The organism is Ochrobactrum soli (genome assembly GCF_003664555.1).
GTDB lineage: Bacteria > Pseudomonadota > Alphaproteobacteria > Rhizobiales > Rhizobiaceae > Brucella > Brucella teleogrylli.
Genome location: NZ_RCHH01000004.1, coordinates 310,081 through 324,921 on the forward strand (window position 1 = coordinate 310,081; position 14,841 = coordinate 324,921).

The following is a 14,841-nucleotide window of genomic DNA, read 5'->3' on the forward strand; positions in this document are numbered from 1 at the left end:
CAATAGTTGACTTTTTCGGTCGCATCACGCTTCCTGAATCGGAACGGGAGCAAGACCATGACTGATCAGACAGGTGTCTCGACGCAGCAGATTGTTGAGAAAGTATGGCTATCCATTGCCGAGCGCCGTCTGCGTCCGGGGGTGCAGCTTAAAGAAGAGCAGATGGCGACGATTTTTCACGTCAGCCGTGCGCGTATCCGTCAGGCGCTTGCCGCGCTTGAACGGGAAGGGCTTGTCACGATTATTCCCAATCGCGGCGCTTTTGTTTGCAAGCCGACCGTGGAAGAAGCGCGGGATGTGTTCTTCGTACGCCGGACTGTTGAGCGTTGTGTGGTCGAGCGCCTTGGGCGTTCTCCGTCAAAGGACAAGATCAAGATTTTGCGCGAACATGTTGCGAAAGAACGTGTCGCCAACAAGAACAATGTCACGACCGATATTATCAAGCTGTCAGGTGGTTTTCATCTGCTGCTGGCCGAATTGACGGGGTCTGATTTTCTGTTCACAACGATGCGCGATCTCATTTCGCGCACCTCTCTCATCACGGCTGTCTACCGCAATACCAACCGCTTCAACTGCGGGCCTGATGAACACGCGGAGATTGTAGAAGCGATTCTGCATGGCGACGTCACAAAGGCCGCCGATCTGATGGCACACCACCTTGAACATGTGGAATCCGAGCTCGACCTGCGGGAAATCAATGATCTCTCCCATGATTTGAGTGCCGCACTTGCTTAAATGGGAGTGAACGGATAACGGGCGATATTCTTTTTCGTCCGAAGCCGTTGTGATTGATGGCGGATACGCCATTACTAAAATATTTCAATGAGTTGTTAGCAAAGTAAGCCAACCGGTTATTGCCCGTTTGTTTGTTTTTGTACCGTCTGCCTATTGCGCACACGGCGATTACTCGACCAAAAGCGGAACAAGTTTCGGGTGAAAACGTAAGTTTCATCCCCATAGCAAAGAAATCCGCCCACAATCTTGACATATGTCATAAGTTGGAATTAGCTTGGTTAAAATTGAGCAGATGTCGCTTCGAGGAGACCCTTGTGAGGGTGGAGCACATCGAGCTTGGGAGGAAATATTTGTGACTGGATTGTACACTGCAATCTTCGATTGTATGATCGCGTGCGGCTGTGTTTCAGGCGGAGCATCTGCCTGTCTGTGGTTGGGCGTGGAACAGAAACTGACTTGTGCCTTGCAGGGTTCTTCGCCTGAACTGGTGAAGTCTCTATGAGCTACGAGTTCAGTTTCAGCTTCCTCAGCCAGTATTGGCCGCTGCTGCTCAAAGGTACTTTGGCGACGATCCAAATGTCCCTGATTGTCACGGCGCTGGGCTTCGTGCTGGGCACGATCTGTGCGGTTGCCAGCATCAGCAAATACAAGTTCCTGCGCATTCTCGTGGCGATCTATGTCGAGGCGATCCGCAATACACCTCTGCTCGTGCAGCTGTTTCTGGTCTATTTCGGACTGTCTTCCATGGGCGTCAAATTTTCCGCCCAGACCTCGGCGCTAATCGGCCTGACCATCAATGTTGGCGCTTACTCCAGCGAGATCATTCGCGCGGGCTTGCAGGCCATTCACCCCGGCCAGCTGGAAGCTGCTGACACACTGGGACTGTCCCGGCTGCAAATGCTTGCAGGGATTATGCTGCCGCCAGCACTTGAGAAGGTTTATCCCGCTCTCGTCAGTCAGTATGTGCTGTTGATGCTGGCAACAAGTGTTGCATCGCAGATATCGGCTGAAGAGCTGACCGGAGCTGCGTCCAGAATCCAGTCGATGACCTTTCGTTCTTTCGAAGTCTATCTCGTCATTCTGGTGATTTATCTCGTTCTTTCCCTATTGATGCGGGGACTGTTCAAGCTTCTGGGGTTGGCGTTGTTTCCACGCAAACGCCGTCTTGGCACCAATCTTTAGGAGGTCGGGATGTTTACGAATTTCTCCTGGATTCACATCGAAGTTCTGCTTCAAGGCTTGGTCTGGACAGTTCTGCTTTCGATCATCGCCTTCATATTCGGCGGCCTGCTTGGCTTTGCCGTGGCGCTGGCTGGAATAGCAAAGAACAAGGCTTTGGTTGCTCTGGTCGATGGTTATACCGTTCTGGTGCAGGGCACACCGGTTCTGATCCTGATGTTCATCGTTTACTTCGGTTTGCCGGTCTTCGGCATTGAAGTTTCGTCACTTTTTGCGGCCAGCGTTGCGATGACGATCTTCGCGAGCGCCTTCCTTGGCGCCATCTGGCGAGGTAGTCTGCAATCCGTGCCACGCACGCAGTGGGAAGCATCCGATTGTCTGGCCTTGACTGGATTGCAGGGGCTGTTCCTCGTCATCATGCCCCAGGCTATTCGCATCGCAACGCCGCCAACAGTCGGCTTCATGGTCCAGATCGTCAAGAACACGTCGCTCGCATCGATCATCGGCATGGCCGAGATGACCTATATTGGCAAGGAAATCAACGCTTCGACGTTCCAGCCCTTCACGACCTATCTCGTGATCGCATTCTTCTACTTTTGCATTTGCTTCCCGCTCTCAGCGGCCAGCCGGAAATTCGAGAGGATGTACAGTGTCAGCCGTCGTTAAGTTTGTTGACGTTCATAAAAGCTATGGCTCGCTGCCGGTGCTCAGAGGTATCAATCTCGAAATTGAGAAGGGACAGGTTGTTGCTCTGATCGGACGAAGCGGTTCCGGCAAAAGCACAGCGCTTCGCTGTGTCGACCGGCTCGAAACCGTCAACAGCGGGGATATCTGGGTTTGCGATCATCGTGTCAGTGATCCCAATATCAATCTGCGCGCGCTCCGACAGGATGTTGGCATTGTCTTTCAAAGCTACAACCTCTTCCCGCATCTGACGGTTGAACAAAATATCACTCTGGCGCTGCGCTGGGTCAAGAAACTGACAAGACCCGCCGCGCGCGAAATAGCCGAGACGGTTTTGCGGCAGGTTGGACTGGCGGAAAAGATAGATTCCTATCCCGAGCAATTGTCCGGCGGACAACAGCAACGTGTAGCCATTGCCCGATCACTCGCGATGAAGCCGAAGGTCATGCTGTTCGACGAGGTCACTTCGGCGCTGGACCCTGAACTGACCGGAGAAGTGCTGAAGGTCATCGAAGATCTGGCGCGGGGTGGCATGACGATGCTGCTCGTCACCCACGAAATGGATTTTGCCCTGCGCGTGGCAGACAGAATTGTCTTCATGCATCAGGGCCAGATTTGCGAACAGGGCGAGCCGACAATTTTGGCAAATCCGCAAACACCTGAATTGCGCAGCTTCGTTGGCGCGCATCACTGAAAATCCGATCATAAGCATGTGGTGTCGATGAGGAGCGACATCATCAACAACAGGAGGAGGAAATATGACTATTCTGAACAAGAGAAGATTTCTGGCAATAATGGGACTTGGCATCGGTATGGCGGCCATGATGCCCCAGACCTCTTTTGCCGATCAACTGGATACGATCCGCCAGAAAGGCAAACTGCAGGTCGCCATTGATCTTGGCAACCCGCCCTATGCGATGCGCGATGCACAGTTCCAGCCGACCGGCTCGGAAGTCGAAACAGCGAAGCTGTTGGCCAGGGACCTGGGCGTGGATGTGGAGTTCCTGACGGTTCCAACCTCGGGTCGCATTCCGTTTCTTGTCTCCGGCAAGGCTGATTTGGCGGTGTCCACGCTTTCAATAACAAAGGAGCGGCTGGAGGTTGTTGATTTCAGCATTCCCTATGCTGAAACCGCAATTGTCGTTGCAGCACCCAAAGAAGCAAAAGTGAAATCCTATGCGGATCTAACCGATGCATCTGTTGCGGTCACGCGCGGTACGGTCAACGACACCAATCTGACGGAAAAGACGGCGGATGTTGCCGGCGTGCAGATCGTGCGGTTTGAGGATGATCCAACATCGAGTGCGGCAGTCACCAGCGGCCAGATTGCAATTTATGCAACGTCCCGCCCGCTTCTGACGGAATTGATCAAGGCCAACCCCAAGCTCGACCTCGAAGAAAAGTTTGTCGCCAAGGCTTACCCGCTGGGCATTGCACTCCGCAAGAACGAGCCGAAGCTCAAGGAATGGATCGACGCGTGGATCAAGACCAATCTCGACAACGGCAAGCTGATCGACATTTACGAAAAATATCATGGCGCTCGTCTGGACCCGCAGAAACTGCTGGCCAGTGACTTGCCTCGGTCGTGACACAACTGCCGTGGCGGGGCTGTGAAAGACACAACCCGCCACAGTGCTGGTCTGAATACTGATGGAACGGAACCTTGCTCTTGAGAACTTGGACGACCCCGAAGCCAGCAGATTGGAGCGCATCCCGAAAAGCATGAAACAGCTTTCGGAAAAGATGCGTGTTAAAACAAACATTTAGAGCGCCGATCTGATCCGGTCAGATCGAAACGAGCTCTAAGGTGCAGGAATGAAATTATGACAGACAAGTTCAGTGTGAGAGACAAGATCGCCATTGTAACAGGCGGGTTGGGGCAGCTCGGAACCCAGTTCAGCAAGTCGCTTGCCGAAGCTGGCGCCAAGGTGGCGATCTTCAGCCGCCGGGCAATCGACGCTGCCGATCTCGAAGCGAAGTTTCCGGGCTTGACGAAGAACATTCGCGTTTATGTCGCGAGTGTTACGGACAAGGCCAGCCTTGAGCAGGCAACCGAACAGCTCATCGCCGATTGGGGTGTGCCGCATATTCTGGTCAATAATGCTGGCATTGATTCAAAGCCGTCTGGCTCTGCCGACCAGAACAGCCCTTTTGAAATTTACCCGCAGAAATACTGGAACGAGATCATCGAGACCAATCTGACGGGTGTGATGCTGTGCTGTCAGGTCATCGGCTCGAAGATGGCCGACGCCAGACGCGGCAGCATCATCAATGTCGGTTCGATCTACGGCATCGTGTCGCCCAATCAGGCGCTCTATGCATATCGCGAAGCACGAGATGGCGAGCCGTTCATCAAGGCCGTCTCCTATGCGGCTTCCAAATCCGGTCTTGTCAACTTGACCCGCTATCTTGGCACCTATTGGGGAACCAAAAATGTCCGAGTAAACCTGATTTCGTTCGGTGGCGTGAAAACCGCAAACTTTGACAAGGAATTTGTGGATGCGTTTCTCGAACGCGTTCCGATGAACCGACAAGCAGAGATCGATGAATATAATGGCGTGATACAGTTTCTGGCATCCGATGCCTCGTCCTATATGACAGGTTCGAATGTCGTTGTGGATGGAGGCTTTACGGCATGGTGACAGAACAGGCAGACAATCGATATCTGACGAGGCGCGCGTTACCTGATCGTGACAAGCTGCACGTCTCGGTCGTTGAGGCGCTGGAAGCTCAGATACTTTCCGGCAAGCTCAAGATTGGCGATCGTCTGCCTGCCGAAGCCGCAATGGCGCGTGAATTCAATGTAAGCACGCGATCTGTTCGTGAAGCGCTTCAAATCCTCGAAACAAAGGGGCTCGTTCGCCGCAAACACGGTGAAAGAGCGCTTGTTGTACGTGACGATGTCGGAGAATTTCTCGGTTCGCTTGCAACGACTGTCAAACAGCTCTTTGCCAATAATTCCGACTATCTCGTCCAACTCATGGATGTGCGCCGGATCATCGAGACGGAAGTCGTGACGCGACTGAGTTCGGAAGACCTGGTGATGACGCCGGAAGTTGACGAAGCGCTTGCCAGTATGAGGGCTGCGGCTGACGCCAATGACATGGCCCGTTTTACCGATAGCGATGCCGCTTTTCATCTTGGGCTCGTACATTCCGTGGGCAACGAAATCCTCAATGTCGTTTATGACAATCTTTTCTCGATCATCATCGACGTCATCCGGGTCACGAGCCGCGTGCCGAACAAATCGCTGGAAGATGGGTTTGCCGAGCATGAGGAAATTTACAACCTCATCAAGGCCAGAGAACCCGAGACCGCCCGGCAATCCATTCGCAGACAGATCGATGAAAGTTCGCGTTATCTCAAGGTGGCGCTAGACAATTCAAATCTCAAGAACAAGGTCAAAACCAAATGAGCAACTTCGATTATTCCGATACAGACTGGGCGTCGATCGAGCGTCTTTCGAAATGGTATTCCGGCGATGTCCATGACAGTCTTGAACAACTGGGTGGCTGGGGCTATCTGGACGGTATATCGTTACAGGGTGAATTGAAGCCGGGCGAAGTGGTTTGCGGTCCCGCAGTCACGGTGCAGTTTGCGCCAAGCGAACGACGCAATCAGCCGCAGGATGTCTATCACAATGCCATCGACAACGCGCCAAAGGGCGGTATTGTTGTCGTTGATGCGTCCTGCGCGCAGGGTTCCTGCTCGGGAGAGCTGATGAGCACAGGCGCGAAAACGCGGGGCGCGGCTGCCACGATCGTCAACGGAACGGTGCGTGATATCGCGCAGGTTCGCCATCTTGGCTATCCGCTTTTCGGTCGCGCGCGGTCTCCGGTTTCGGTATCCGGCAAGATGGAACCGAAGCTCTCGCAAGTTCCAATCGAAATCGCCGGCGTGAAGATCATGCCGGGCGACGTCATCTTCGCGGATATCGATGGCGTTGTCGTCATCCCTAAGAACATGGTTGCTGCAGTCGCGGATCAGGCCGACAAGCTGGGCGCAAACGAAGCTTCGGCCCGTGACCGTATTCTAGGTGGTGAAAAGCTCCAGTCAGTGTGGCCGGTGGAGTCGAAATACGGCGCCTGATCAAGCGGCTTCTTGACATAAAAAAGCCGCCCTTGAGGCGGCCTTTCAACAGTATCGCTGACGAATCGATTACGGTGTCACGTCGAAACCGAACCACTTCTCAGAAAGACGCTTGATGGTGCCATCGGCCTTAGCGGCTTCAATGGCTTCATTGAACATCTTCTGAAGTTCAGGTTCGTTCTTGCGAAGACCAACGGCGACGCCGCGACCCAGAATGCCGCCCTTAAAGAAAGGACCGGTCATGACAATATCTTCATTGCCGGGCTTTTTGGCCGCATCGCTCAGATAAGCCAATGAAGCGACGACAAGATCGACGCGGCCCGACTTGAGGTCGAGGTCGTGCTGATCGGTGGTCTTGTATTCACGAATATCGGCAGAATCCTTGAAATACTTGTCGAGCAGCGAGAGGCCGAGCGAGGCAGTCTGTACACCGATTGTGCGGCCCTTGATTTCAGCGTTGACGTCGTCAATCGCCTTCTGAGCGGCAGCTTCGTCCTTGGCCAGATAGAGCGTTTCGCCCGTATGTGGCAGCTTTGCGAATGGGCTATCCTTCAGCGTGGCGAAGGTCTGCGGGGTCAAGCCATAAGAGACGGAAAAGTCGATGGTTTCTTCGCGTTTCGGCGTAGCGGTAAGGCCAGCCATGATTGCGTCGAACTTGCCTGCATTCAAGGCCGGGATGATGCCGTCGAAAGGCTGTGCAATCATGGTGCACTCAACCTTCATGCGGGCGCAGAGGTCTTTGCTCAATTCGATTTCATAACCGTCCAGCGTACCGTCTGGCTTGGTGAAATTATATGGACGGAACGCGCCTTCGGTCGCGATAGTGAGCTTGGTCCACTTCTTCTCTTCGGCATGGGCCGAAGCAGCGGTCACAACGAGGGCCGAAACGAGAAGGGCTTTGAACAATCCCTTGGTCTTCATCTTAATTACCTTACTGCAGTTAAGTGCTGAGCGGTCTTTTGGCATAAATCAGTGACGTTTGAAATAATCAGCCGGCGTTTTCATGGCTGATAAACTTGCGAAAACGCTCTGATTTGGAGTTTGTAAACACCTCTTCGGGCGCACCGTCTTCTTCGATCAGCCCTTGATGGACGAAGACGACCCGGTTCGACACATCACGGGCAAAGCCCATTTCGTGGGTGACGACGAGCATGGTGCGTCCTTCTTCGGCCAAGCCGCGCATGACACGCAGTACCTCGCCGACGAGTTCGGGATCAAGCGCGGAGGTTGGCTCGTCGAACAGCATCACCTTTGGCTTCATTGCCAATGCGCGGGCAATGGCGGCACGCTGTTGCTGACCACCGGAGAGATGTGAGGGGTAGAAGTCGCGCTTATCTGCGATGCCAACCTTGGCGAGTAGCGCTTCGGCCTCTGCAATGCATTCCGCGCGCTGCCGACCCTGAACATAGATCGGCGCTTCGATGATGTTTTCAAGAATGGTCTTGTGTGACCAGAGATTGAAGCTCTGGAATACCATGCCAAGTTCGGAGCGGATTCGCGAGACCTGCTTCTTGTCTGCGGGATAGGCTTCGCCCTTGGAGTTCTTGGCCATCCGGATCGTTTCGCCAGAAACGGTGACGGTGCCGGATGTTGGAATTTCCAGAAGGTTGATGCAACGCAGCAAAGTGGATTTTCCGGAGCCGGAAGAGCCAAGGATTGAGATGACTTCGCCTTCGCGTGCTTCAAGCGAAATGCCCTTCAGCACTTCATTCGCGCCAAAGCTTTTACGCAGGTTTTCGACTTTTAGCGCCACCGGTGCGTTAGGAGAGATGGCTTTACTCACGATGTTTTTCCTTCGGTGGAGATACGAGCGACGGGCTGGCGCAAATAGGGCGTGAGCCTGTATTCGGCGATCAGCAGCAAGCGTGTCAGAACGAAATTGATAGCAAGATAGATCGCGCCCGCAATCACGAACACCTCAATCACGCGGTAGCTTTCGGCAATGAGCTTGGCTGCAATGCCGGTGACTTCCATGAGCGTGATGATGGAGGCAAGCGAGGTTGCTTTGATCATCGAGATCATTTCATTGCCATAGCCGGGTAGCGCCTGTCGGATAGCAAGCGGCATCACGATCCTGCGGAAGCAGGTGAAACGCGACATGCCGCAGGCTTTTGCCGCCTCAATCTGGCCGTGCGGCACAGACAGCAGACCACCGCGAATAATCTCGCTGGCATAGGCTGCATTGTTCAGCGTCAGCGCGATGATTGCGCACCAGTATGGCTCACGGAGAATGGGCCACAAGAACGAATAGCGGATCGTCGAAAACTGGCTGAGACCATAATAGATGATGAAGATTTGCACTAGAAGCGGCGTTCCACGGAACACGAACACATAGAGCCGAGCAATCCAGTCGAGGACCTTTATTCCCGACAACCGCATCATAGCAAACAGCAGGGCAAGAATTGCGCCGCACACGATGGATATGGCCGCAAGCTGCAACGTCAACGGCACCCCGCCCATCATTGCCAGAAAGGATTCTGTGTAGAATTGACGGTTCATTTTGCCCTCCTGACGCCACGCGAGAAATGACGTTCAGCAGCTTGCAGGATGCTGCCGGAAACCGAGGAAATCAGCAGATAGAGCGCGCCTGCAATCAGGAAGAAGTTGAAAGGGAGTCCAGTCGAGCCTGCGCCGATCTGCGCCTGACGCAGAATATCGACCACGCCGACAACAGAGATCAGAGCAGATTCTTTCAACGCAACCTGCCAGACATTGCCAAGACCGGGCAGCGCATGGCGCAGGGCCAGTGGCGCGATAATACGACGAAATTTGAGCGCCTGACCCATGCCGCAGGCCGATGCAGCTTCAAGCTCTCCCTTGGATACGGCTCTGAATGCGCCGCGAAACACTTCCGTATGATGCGCACCGCAGGAAATGCCAATGGCCAGCACGCCAGCCAGAAAAGCGGGAAAGCCGATGAAGCCTTGAGCGCCGAAGAACTTTCCAAGCGCCGTAACGGCGGCGCTGCCGCCGAAATAAAACAGATAGATCACCAGAAGATCGGGAACGCCACGAATGATGGTGGTGTAGCCATCAGCAACGCCGCGCAGTGTGCGTCCGCCGGAAATCTTTGCCCAGGCGGCGAATACGCCAATGGTTGCACCCAGCAGGAAACCGACAACGGCCAGCGAGACCGTTACCAAAGCCGCCATCACGAGAACATAGCCCCAGCCGTCGGGGCCGAAGCTTAGAATGTCGAAAAAAGCCTTCATGATGCGAGAGGCCAATTCTTGAAGGATTGATTGAAGTTCATTTCACTTTCCGGCGGTCGCGCTGGACCATGTTTCATTTCGCTGCGACGGGCAGGGCAGGCTGCACACTATCTGGAATAGGATTGACGAAAACATCGCCGTTAAGCCTTTTCACGTGGTCCTGTTTGGCTTCTACAATCCGTTCGGGATGCAAAAACAGTTCCACTGCCGTGCTTCCCATGACCTTTGCAGCATGAGCCATTCCTTTATGAGCCACAGGTAATTTACCTTGCGCCACCATTTGCCACGAATGGAGCGGCGTGCCAATAGCGCAGGTAGCGCCACGCATCTGCACGGTGGGGACAACCCAGCTCACGCTACCAACGTCTGTCGAACCAACGAGGGAATTGTCTCCCTTATAGGGTTCATAAACATCTTCACAAAGAGCAAGGCCTTCCTTCGGTTCGACGCCGAAACGGCGAAAAGCGTCAGAAATGTCTTCCTTGGTCAGCGTGGCCTGAAAACGCTGTGCCATTTCCTGATCTTTTGCGTCGAATACTGGTGGTCCCAAACGCTCCAGCTCGCGCTGCATAAGCTGTTCCAGCGGCTTGTTGCCGATCAGATTGGCGTCGCCGCTAACAATTTCGCTGCGTACCGTCGTTTCCGTCATAAGCGCTGCGCCGTCGGCGATCTTCTTAACCCGCTCCAACAAGGTCTGCATCACGGGCAGACTCAGCGCGCGGATGAGATAGCGCACGCTGGCCTTGGCCTGCACGACATTGGGCGCGAAACCGCCGGAATCCGTCACAGCGTAATGAATGCGGGCCGAAGAAGGCATGTGCTCGCGCATGTAATTGACGCCGACATTCATCAACTCAACGGCGTCGAGAGCGCTGCGTCCCAAATGGGGGGCGGAGGCTGCATGGGCCGCGCGACCGGTGAAATGAAAGCTTATTTCGTTACAGGCCAGCGATACGGGGTCGTTGACGCCTGCGAAAGGTGCCGGGTGCCAGCAAAAGGCGACGTCGACATCGTCAAAAAGGCCTTCGCGCACCATGAAGCCCTTGGCTGATCCGCCTTCTTCCGCCGGGCAGCCGTAATAGCGCACACGTCCCTTGATCCCATGTGTTTCGAGATATTGCTTCACTGCCGCCGCTGCCAGAAGTGAACCGGCACCAAGCAGATTATGGCCGCAGCCATGGCCGTGTCCGCCTGCCTCGATGGGCTGTTCTTCTGCAATGCCCGCGATCTGGCTCAAGCCGGGAAGGGCATCGAATTCGCCAAGAATGGCAATGACCGGACCTTCGTCACCTGCTTCGCCCATGACGGCGGTCGGCAGTCCTGCGATGCCGCGCGAGACGCGAAACCCTTCAGCTTCAAGCATTGCAGCATGAGCTGTGCTGGACTCATATTCTTCATAATTGGTCTCAGGATGATCCCAAACCGTGTCGCTGAGTTCGAAATAAGCGGCACTTTTGCCGTCCACAATATCCCAGATATCGTGATGGTTCTTCGCCATAGCTCGACCCTCCATCGTCTGGCTCCCATTGTATTGAGGTCCGTTATTGTCGCCCTTATGTTCGGGATTGCGCTTTTCAGCGCAATCCCGTCGAAGGGAGTAATCTGAAGTGGTGCTGATTACTTCCTTCTGCGTTCATGTCAAACATTGAATTGAAAGCCATCAACCGTGAATGCCTGACCGGTTATGAAGCACGGTTCGGATGTGGCAAGGAACGTGACAAGGCGTGCCACGTCGTCAGCACAACCAAGGCGACCGAGCGCGATGCCCTTGATGACTTCATCGGCGCGTTCGGTAACATTCGTGTCGATCTCGGTGCGGATGACGCCGGGGCAGATCGCATTTACGGCGATATTCGGGCCGAGTTCCTTGGCGAGCGAGCGGGTCATGCCCAGAATGCCGGCTTTTGCGGCAGCATAGGCAAACCTGCTGACGGCTGCGGTCACACCCCCGGAAAGTGCATTGAGCGACGACATGGAAACAATGCGGCCGCCGCCCTGTTTCAGCATATGTGGCGCCGAATGCTGGATATAATTGAAGCAGCTTTTCAGGTTGATGGCGATCGCGCGGTCGAACTCATCTTCCGAAATGTCGAGAATGCCAACCGGGGCAGAACGGCCTGCATTGTTGAGCAGAAAGTCAAGACGGCCAAATGTTTCAACGGTTTGTGCGACGACTTCACCAGCCCGCTTGTGGCTGGAAACATCGGCCACGCAGGAGATCGCCTTGACGCCGAGGCCTTCAATTTCGGCTGCGGTTGCCGCCAGTTCCACTTCCAGCAGATCAACCAGCGCAATGTCATAGCCCGCACGCGCCAGATCGAGAGCGCAAGCCTTTCCGATGCCTCTTGCCCCGCCAGTAACAATGGCAACCTTGTTTTGTGAGTTCATTTCCAGATGCGCTCCTTTTTGTATTGCCACTTGATCGTATGTCTGCCACATTATTCCACAATAGGAATTTGGTTCACGTATATGAACATTGAAAACAGTGGTGAAGTTAAGTCGGCCGTTCGGGTTCTCGAGATCCTCGAATTCCTCGGTCGTGCGCATAAGCCAGTGACGCTCAAAGCAATTGTCGCTGAGCTTGGTTATCCCAAAAGCAGTACGTTCAATCTGCTGGCTACATTGGTGGCCCGCGCCTATGTGGTGCGGGACGATACCGAGTCCTATCGCATCCATGAGGCGTTTCGTGACGGGCCGGGCTGGTCGAGCGGCAGCGATGCCTATCTGATCGCAACGGCTCAGCCGATCATGGACGCCATGCGTGACAGTGAGGGCGAAACCGTTTTTCTCGGCACACGCCGCAAGGATGGGCGGGTTAAGCTTCTCGCCAAGAGCGTCAGTCATCAGGCGGTCCGCTTCGATTCTGATCTGACAGGGTCTGATCCTGCCTATTGCACGGCAATGGGGCGGGTTCTTCTGGCGCATTGGCAGCCGGAAAAGACATCTTCCTATCTGGCCAAAGAACGGATCGTTCCTTTGACGGATAAGACCGTGATCGATCGCGTACAGATACGTCGTATCATTGAAGTTGCCCGCGAGGACGGCTTTGCAATCTGTGACGAAGAGGCGGTTGTCGGCGGGTCCGGCGTCGCTGCTCCAGTTTTTGATGCCAGCGGTGAAGTGGTCGCAACGCTCAATATGGCCACCATCTCATCGCGCTTTACCGCATGCCGTCAGCGCATGATCGACGCTGTCGTCAAGCATGCGGCAGAGTTGAGCGCGCGCCTTGGATACAAACCAACAACAGCAGACAAGCAATAACATGGATATAGAATTCAAAGAAAAGCGGGTTCTGGTGACCGGAGCCGCAAGGGGAATTGGGCGGGCTATCTGCGAGGCATTTGCTGCGGACGGTGCAATCGTTACTGCTACCGATGTTTTGGACAATGAACTGACAGAATTGGCCCGTGAGGCACAGCCCGGGCGTGGCGGCTCGATCAGAACAGTACATCTGGATGTGACCGATGAAGCCGCGATAGCCGCTTTGGCGGCGGTAGAAGAGGCCAATGGAGGCTTTGATATCTTCGTCCATGTTGCCGGTGGTGTCCTCGGACAGAAGAAGCGTCCGGTGGAGAACGTTCCAGCCGCTGATTGGGATCGCATCTACGACATTAATGTGCGCGGGGCATTTCTGGTCGCCCGGGCACTTGTGCCGGCCATGAAGCGGCGGGGCACGGGCAAAATGGTCTTCATTTCCAGCGGCGCCGGTCTTGGCGTTAGCCTCACTGGCATTCAGGCCTATGCGAGCGCGAAGGCTGCGTTGATCAGTCTTGCCCGCCAACTGGGTCACGAGCTTGGACCATTCGGGATCAACGTCAATGCCGTTGCTCCCGGCTTTTTGCGCACCAGCCCTGACTATGAGCGTCAGTGGGCTTCCTATGGTGATGAGGGGCAGGCCGCAATGATCAACGAAATTCCGTTGCGCCGGATCGGACTGCCGGAAGACATCTCGAATGCTGTGCTTTTTCTCGCATCTCCCTTTGCGAGCTGGATCACGGGCCAGACATTATCGGTCAGTGGAGGGCCGACATCATGACAACTGACGCGCCTGTTCCAACCTGGACATGGTCTGAAGAACGGCTTCAGACCATCATGAATCGTGCCCGCGCTGGCCGCAGTTTCAAACCGTCTTCCTGGCAAGGCGGCGCTCGATGCGCAGTCGCTTTGTCCTTCGATTCAGACCATGACACGTTTGAACTGCGTGATGGCGGAAAATCAATATCGGCTTTGTCGCAGGGGCAGTTTGGCCCAAGGCAGGGCATCCCTCGTATCCGCGAAATTCTGCGCCGCGATAACATCCCGGCAACATTCTTCGTGCCTGCCATTTCGGCCATGCATTATCCTGATGAGCAACGCGCCCTGATCGGCGAGGGGCACGAAATTGCCCTTCATGGCTGGATACACGAGCGCAACACATTGCTTGACGGTGAAACAGAGCGCGATCTTCAACATCGTGCCGCTGATACGCTGGAAAAGATCACCGGTGTTCGCCCGGTCGGCATTCGTACGCCGTCCTGGGATTTCAGCGACAACACATTGCAGATCACTTCTGAAATGGGATTGATCTACGATTCATCGCTTATGGCGGATGTAGATTGCTACGAGCTTTTGCTTAATGGCGAGCCGTGTGGTGTCACCGAACTACCTGTGGAATGGATTCGAGATGACGCAGCCTATCTCGTCATGGACAGATGGGGTGGGTTACGCCCGCAGATCGCACCGCACGATATTCTCCAGATATTTCTCCGGGAGTTCGATGCAGCTTACGAAGAGGGTGGCATTTTCCAGCTAACCATGCATCCGGATATCATCGGGCACCGTTCGAGAATCTGGATACTGAAAGAACTGATTGCGCATATTCGCACCTATAAGGATATATGGTTTGCGACCCACGCGGATATTGCATGTTATGCCAAGCTAAATGGTTGATAACTAGAACTTT

General features: G+C 54.5%; 17 protein-coding genes. 11 read left to right on the plus strand and 6 right to left on the minus strand.

The window, feature by feature from the left end:
• Positions 1-57: 57 nt before the first annotated feature.
• The 8 genes from D8666_RS10935 to D8666_RS10970 all read left to right on the plus strand — a co-directional run bounded on the left by D8666_RS10935 (position 58) and on the right by D8666_RS10970 (position 6,687).
• Positions 58-735, plus strand: a complete 678-nt coding sequence (locus D8666_RS10935) for a GntR family transcriptional regulator (RefSeq protein WP_078337166.1) — start codon at positions 58-60, stop codon at positions 733-735.
• 498 nt (positions 736-1,233) lie between these two features.
• Entirely contained in the window at positions 1,234-1,917 is a 684-nt protein-coding gene (locus D8666_RS10940; protein ID WP_109366028.1) for an amino acid ABC transporter permease, read from the plus strand.
• 9 nt (positions 1,918-1,926) lie between these two features.
• Positions 1,927-2,580 (plus strand): amino acid ABC transporter permease, encoded by a 654-nt coding sequence (locus tag D8666_RS10945; RefSeq protein ID WP_121537842.1) that lies wholly within the window; start codon positions 1,927-1,929, stop codon positions 2,578-2,580.
• A complete protein-coding gene (locus D8666_RS10950; RefSeq protein WP_121537844.1) occupies positions 2,564-3,292 on the plus strand; it encodes an amino acid ABC transporter ATP-binding protein in 729 nt (242 codons plus the stop codon). Before D8666_RS10945 ends, D8666_RS10950 begins: the two co-directional genes overlap by 17 nt.
• A 64-nt stretch (positions 3,293-3,356) precedes the next feature.
• The gene (locus D8666_RS10955) at positions 3,357-4,187 is read left to right on the plus strand and encodes a transporter substrate-binding domain-containing protein (protein WP_121537846.1); all 831 of its coding nucleotides are present in this window, start codon (positions 3,357-3,359) and stop codon (positions 4,185-4,187) included.
• A 234-nt stretch (positions 4,188-4,421) separates the two neighbouring features.
• Positions 4,422-5,240, plus strand: a complete 819-nt coding sequence (locus tag D8666_RS10960) for an SDR family oxidoreductase (RefSeq protein ID WP_121537848.1) — start codon at positions 4,422-4,424, stop codon at positions 5,238-5,240.
• The gene (locus D8666_RS10965) at positions 5,234-6,013 is read left to right on the plus strand and encodes a FadR/GntR family transcriptional regulator (protein ID WP_078337161.1); all 780 of its coding nucleotides are present in this window, start codon (positions 5,234-5,236) and stop codon (positions 6,011-6,013) included. The genes D8666_RS10960 and D8666_RS10965 overlap by 7 nt, the downstream gene beginning before the upstream one ends.
• A complete protein-coding gene (locus D8666_RS10970) occupies positions 6,010-6,687 on the plus strand; it encodes an RraA family protein (RefSeq protein ID WP_109366024.1) in 678 nt (225 codons plus the stop codon). Before D8666_RS10965 ends, D8666_RS10970 begins: the two co-directional genes overlap by 4 nt.
• A gap of 69 nt (positions 6,688-6,756) precedes the next feature.
• On the opposite strand, the gene D8666_RS10975 is transcribed toward D8666_RS10970, so the two are convergent.
• The 6 genes from D8666_RS10975 to D8666_RS11000 form a co-directional block, all read right to left on the minus strand.
• Positions 6,757-7,608 carry a transporter substrate-binding domain-containing protein gene (locus tag D8666_RS10975; protein ID WP_109366023.1) on the minus strand — a complete coding sequence of 284 codons (852 nt, stop codon included), beginning with the start codon at positions 7,606-7,608 and terminating at the stop codon, positions 6,757-6,759.
• 67 nt (positions 7,609-7,675) lie between these two features.
• Entirely contained in the window at positions 7,676-8,470 is a 795-nt protein-coding gene (locus tag D8666_RS10980) for an ABC transporter ATP-binding protein (RefSeq protein WP_109366022.1), read from the minus strand.
• On the minus strand, positions 8,467-9,186 hold the full coding sequence (locus D8666_RS10985; protein WP_121537850.1) for an ABC transporter permease: 720 nt from the start codon (positions 9,184-9,186) through the stop codon (positions 8,467-8,469). Before D8666_RS10985 ends, D8666_RS10980 begins: the two co-directional genes overlap by 4 nt.
• A complete protein-coding gene (locus tag D8666_RS10990) occupies positions 9,183-9,899 on the minus strand; it encodes an ABC transporter permease (RefSeq protein WP_109366020.1) in 717 nt (238 codons plus the stop codon). The genes D8666_RS10985 and D8666_RS10990 overlap by 4 nt, the downstream gene beginning before the upstream one ends.
• A 73-nt stretch (positions 9,900-9,972) precedes the next feature.
• Positions 9,973-11,397 carry a M20 family metallopeptidase gene (locus D8666_RS10995; RefSeq protein ID WP_235858934.1) on the minus strand — a complete coding sequence of 475 codons (1,425 nt, stop codon included), beginning with the start codon at positions 11,395-11,397 and terminating at the stop codon, positions 9,973-9,975.
• Between the two features lie 140 nt (positions 11,398-11,537).
• On the minus strand, positions 11,538-12,287 hold the full coding sequence (locus D8666_RS11000) for an SDR family NAD(P)-dependent oxidoreductase (protein ID WP_109366426.1): 750 nt from the start codon (positions 12,285-12,287) through the stop codon (positions 11,538-11,540).
• Positions 12,288-12,368: 81 nt separating this feature from the next.
• On the opposite strand from D8666_RS11000, the gene D8666_RS11005 reads away from it, so the two are divergent.
• The 3 genes from D8666_RS11005 to D8666_RS11015 are packed head-to-tail and all read left to right on the plus strand — an operon-like array spanning position 12,369 to position 14,828.
• Entirely contained in the window at positions 12,369-13,160 is a 792-nt protein-coding gene (locus D8666_RS11005; protein WP_109366018.1) for an IclR family transcriptional regulator, read from the plus strand.
• A gap of 1 nt (position 13,161) precedes the next feature.
• The gene (locus D8666_RS11010) at positions 13,162-13,935 is read left to right on the plus strand and encodes an SDR family NAD(P)-dependent oxidoreductase (protein ID WP_109366017.1); all 774 of its coding nucleotides are present in this window, start codon (positions 13,162-13,164) and stop codon (positions 13,933-13,935) included.
• The gene (locus tag D8666_RS11015) at positions 13,932-14,828 is read left to right on the plus strand and encodes a polysaccharide deacetylase family protein (RefSeq protein WP_109366016.1); all 897 of its coding nucleotides are present in this window, start codon (positions 13,932-13,934) and stop codon (positions 14,826-14,828) included. The genes D8666_RS11010 and D8666_RS11015 overlap by 4 nt, the downstream gene beginning before the upstream one ends.
• Positions 14,829-14,841 lie beyond the last annotated feature (13 nt).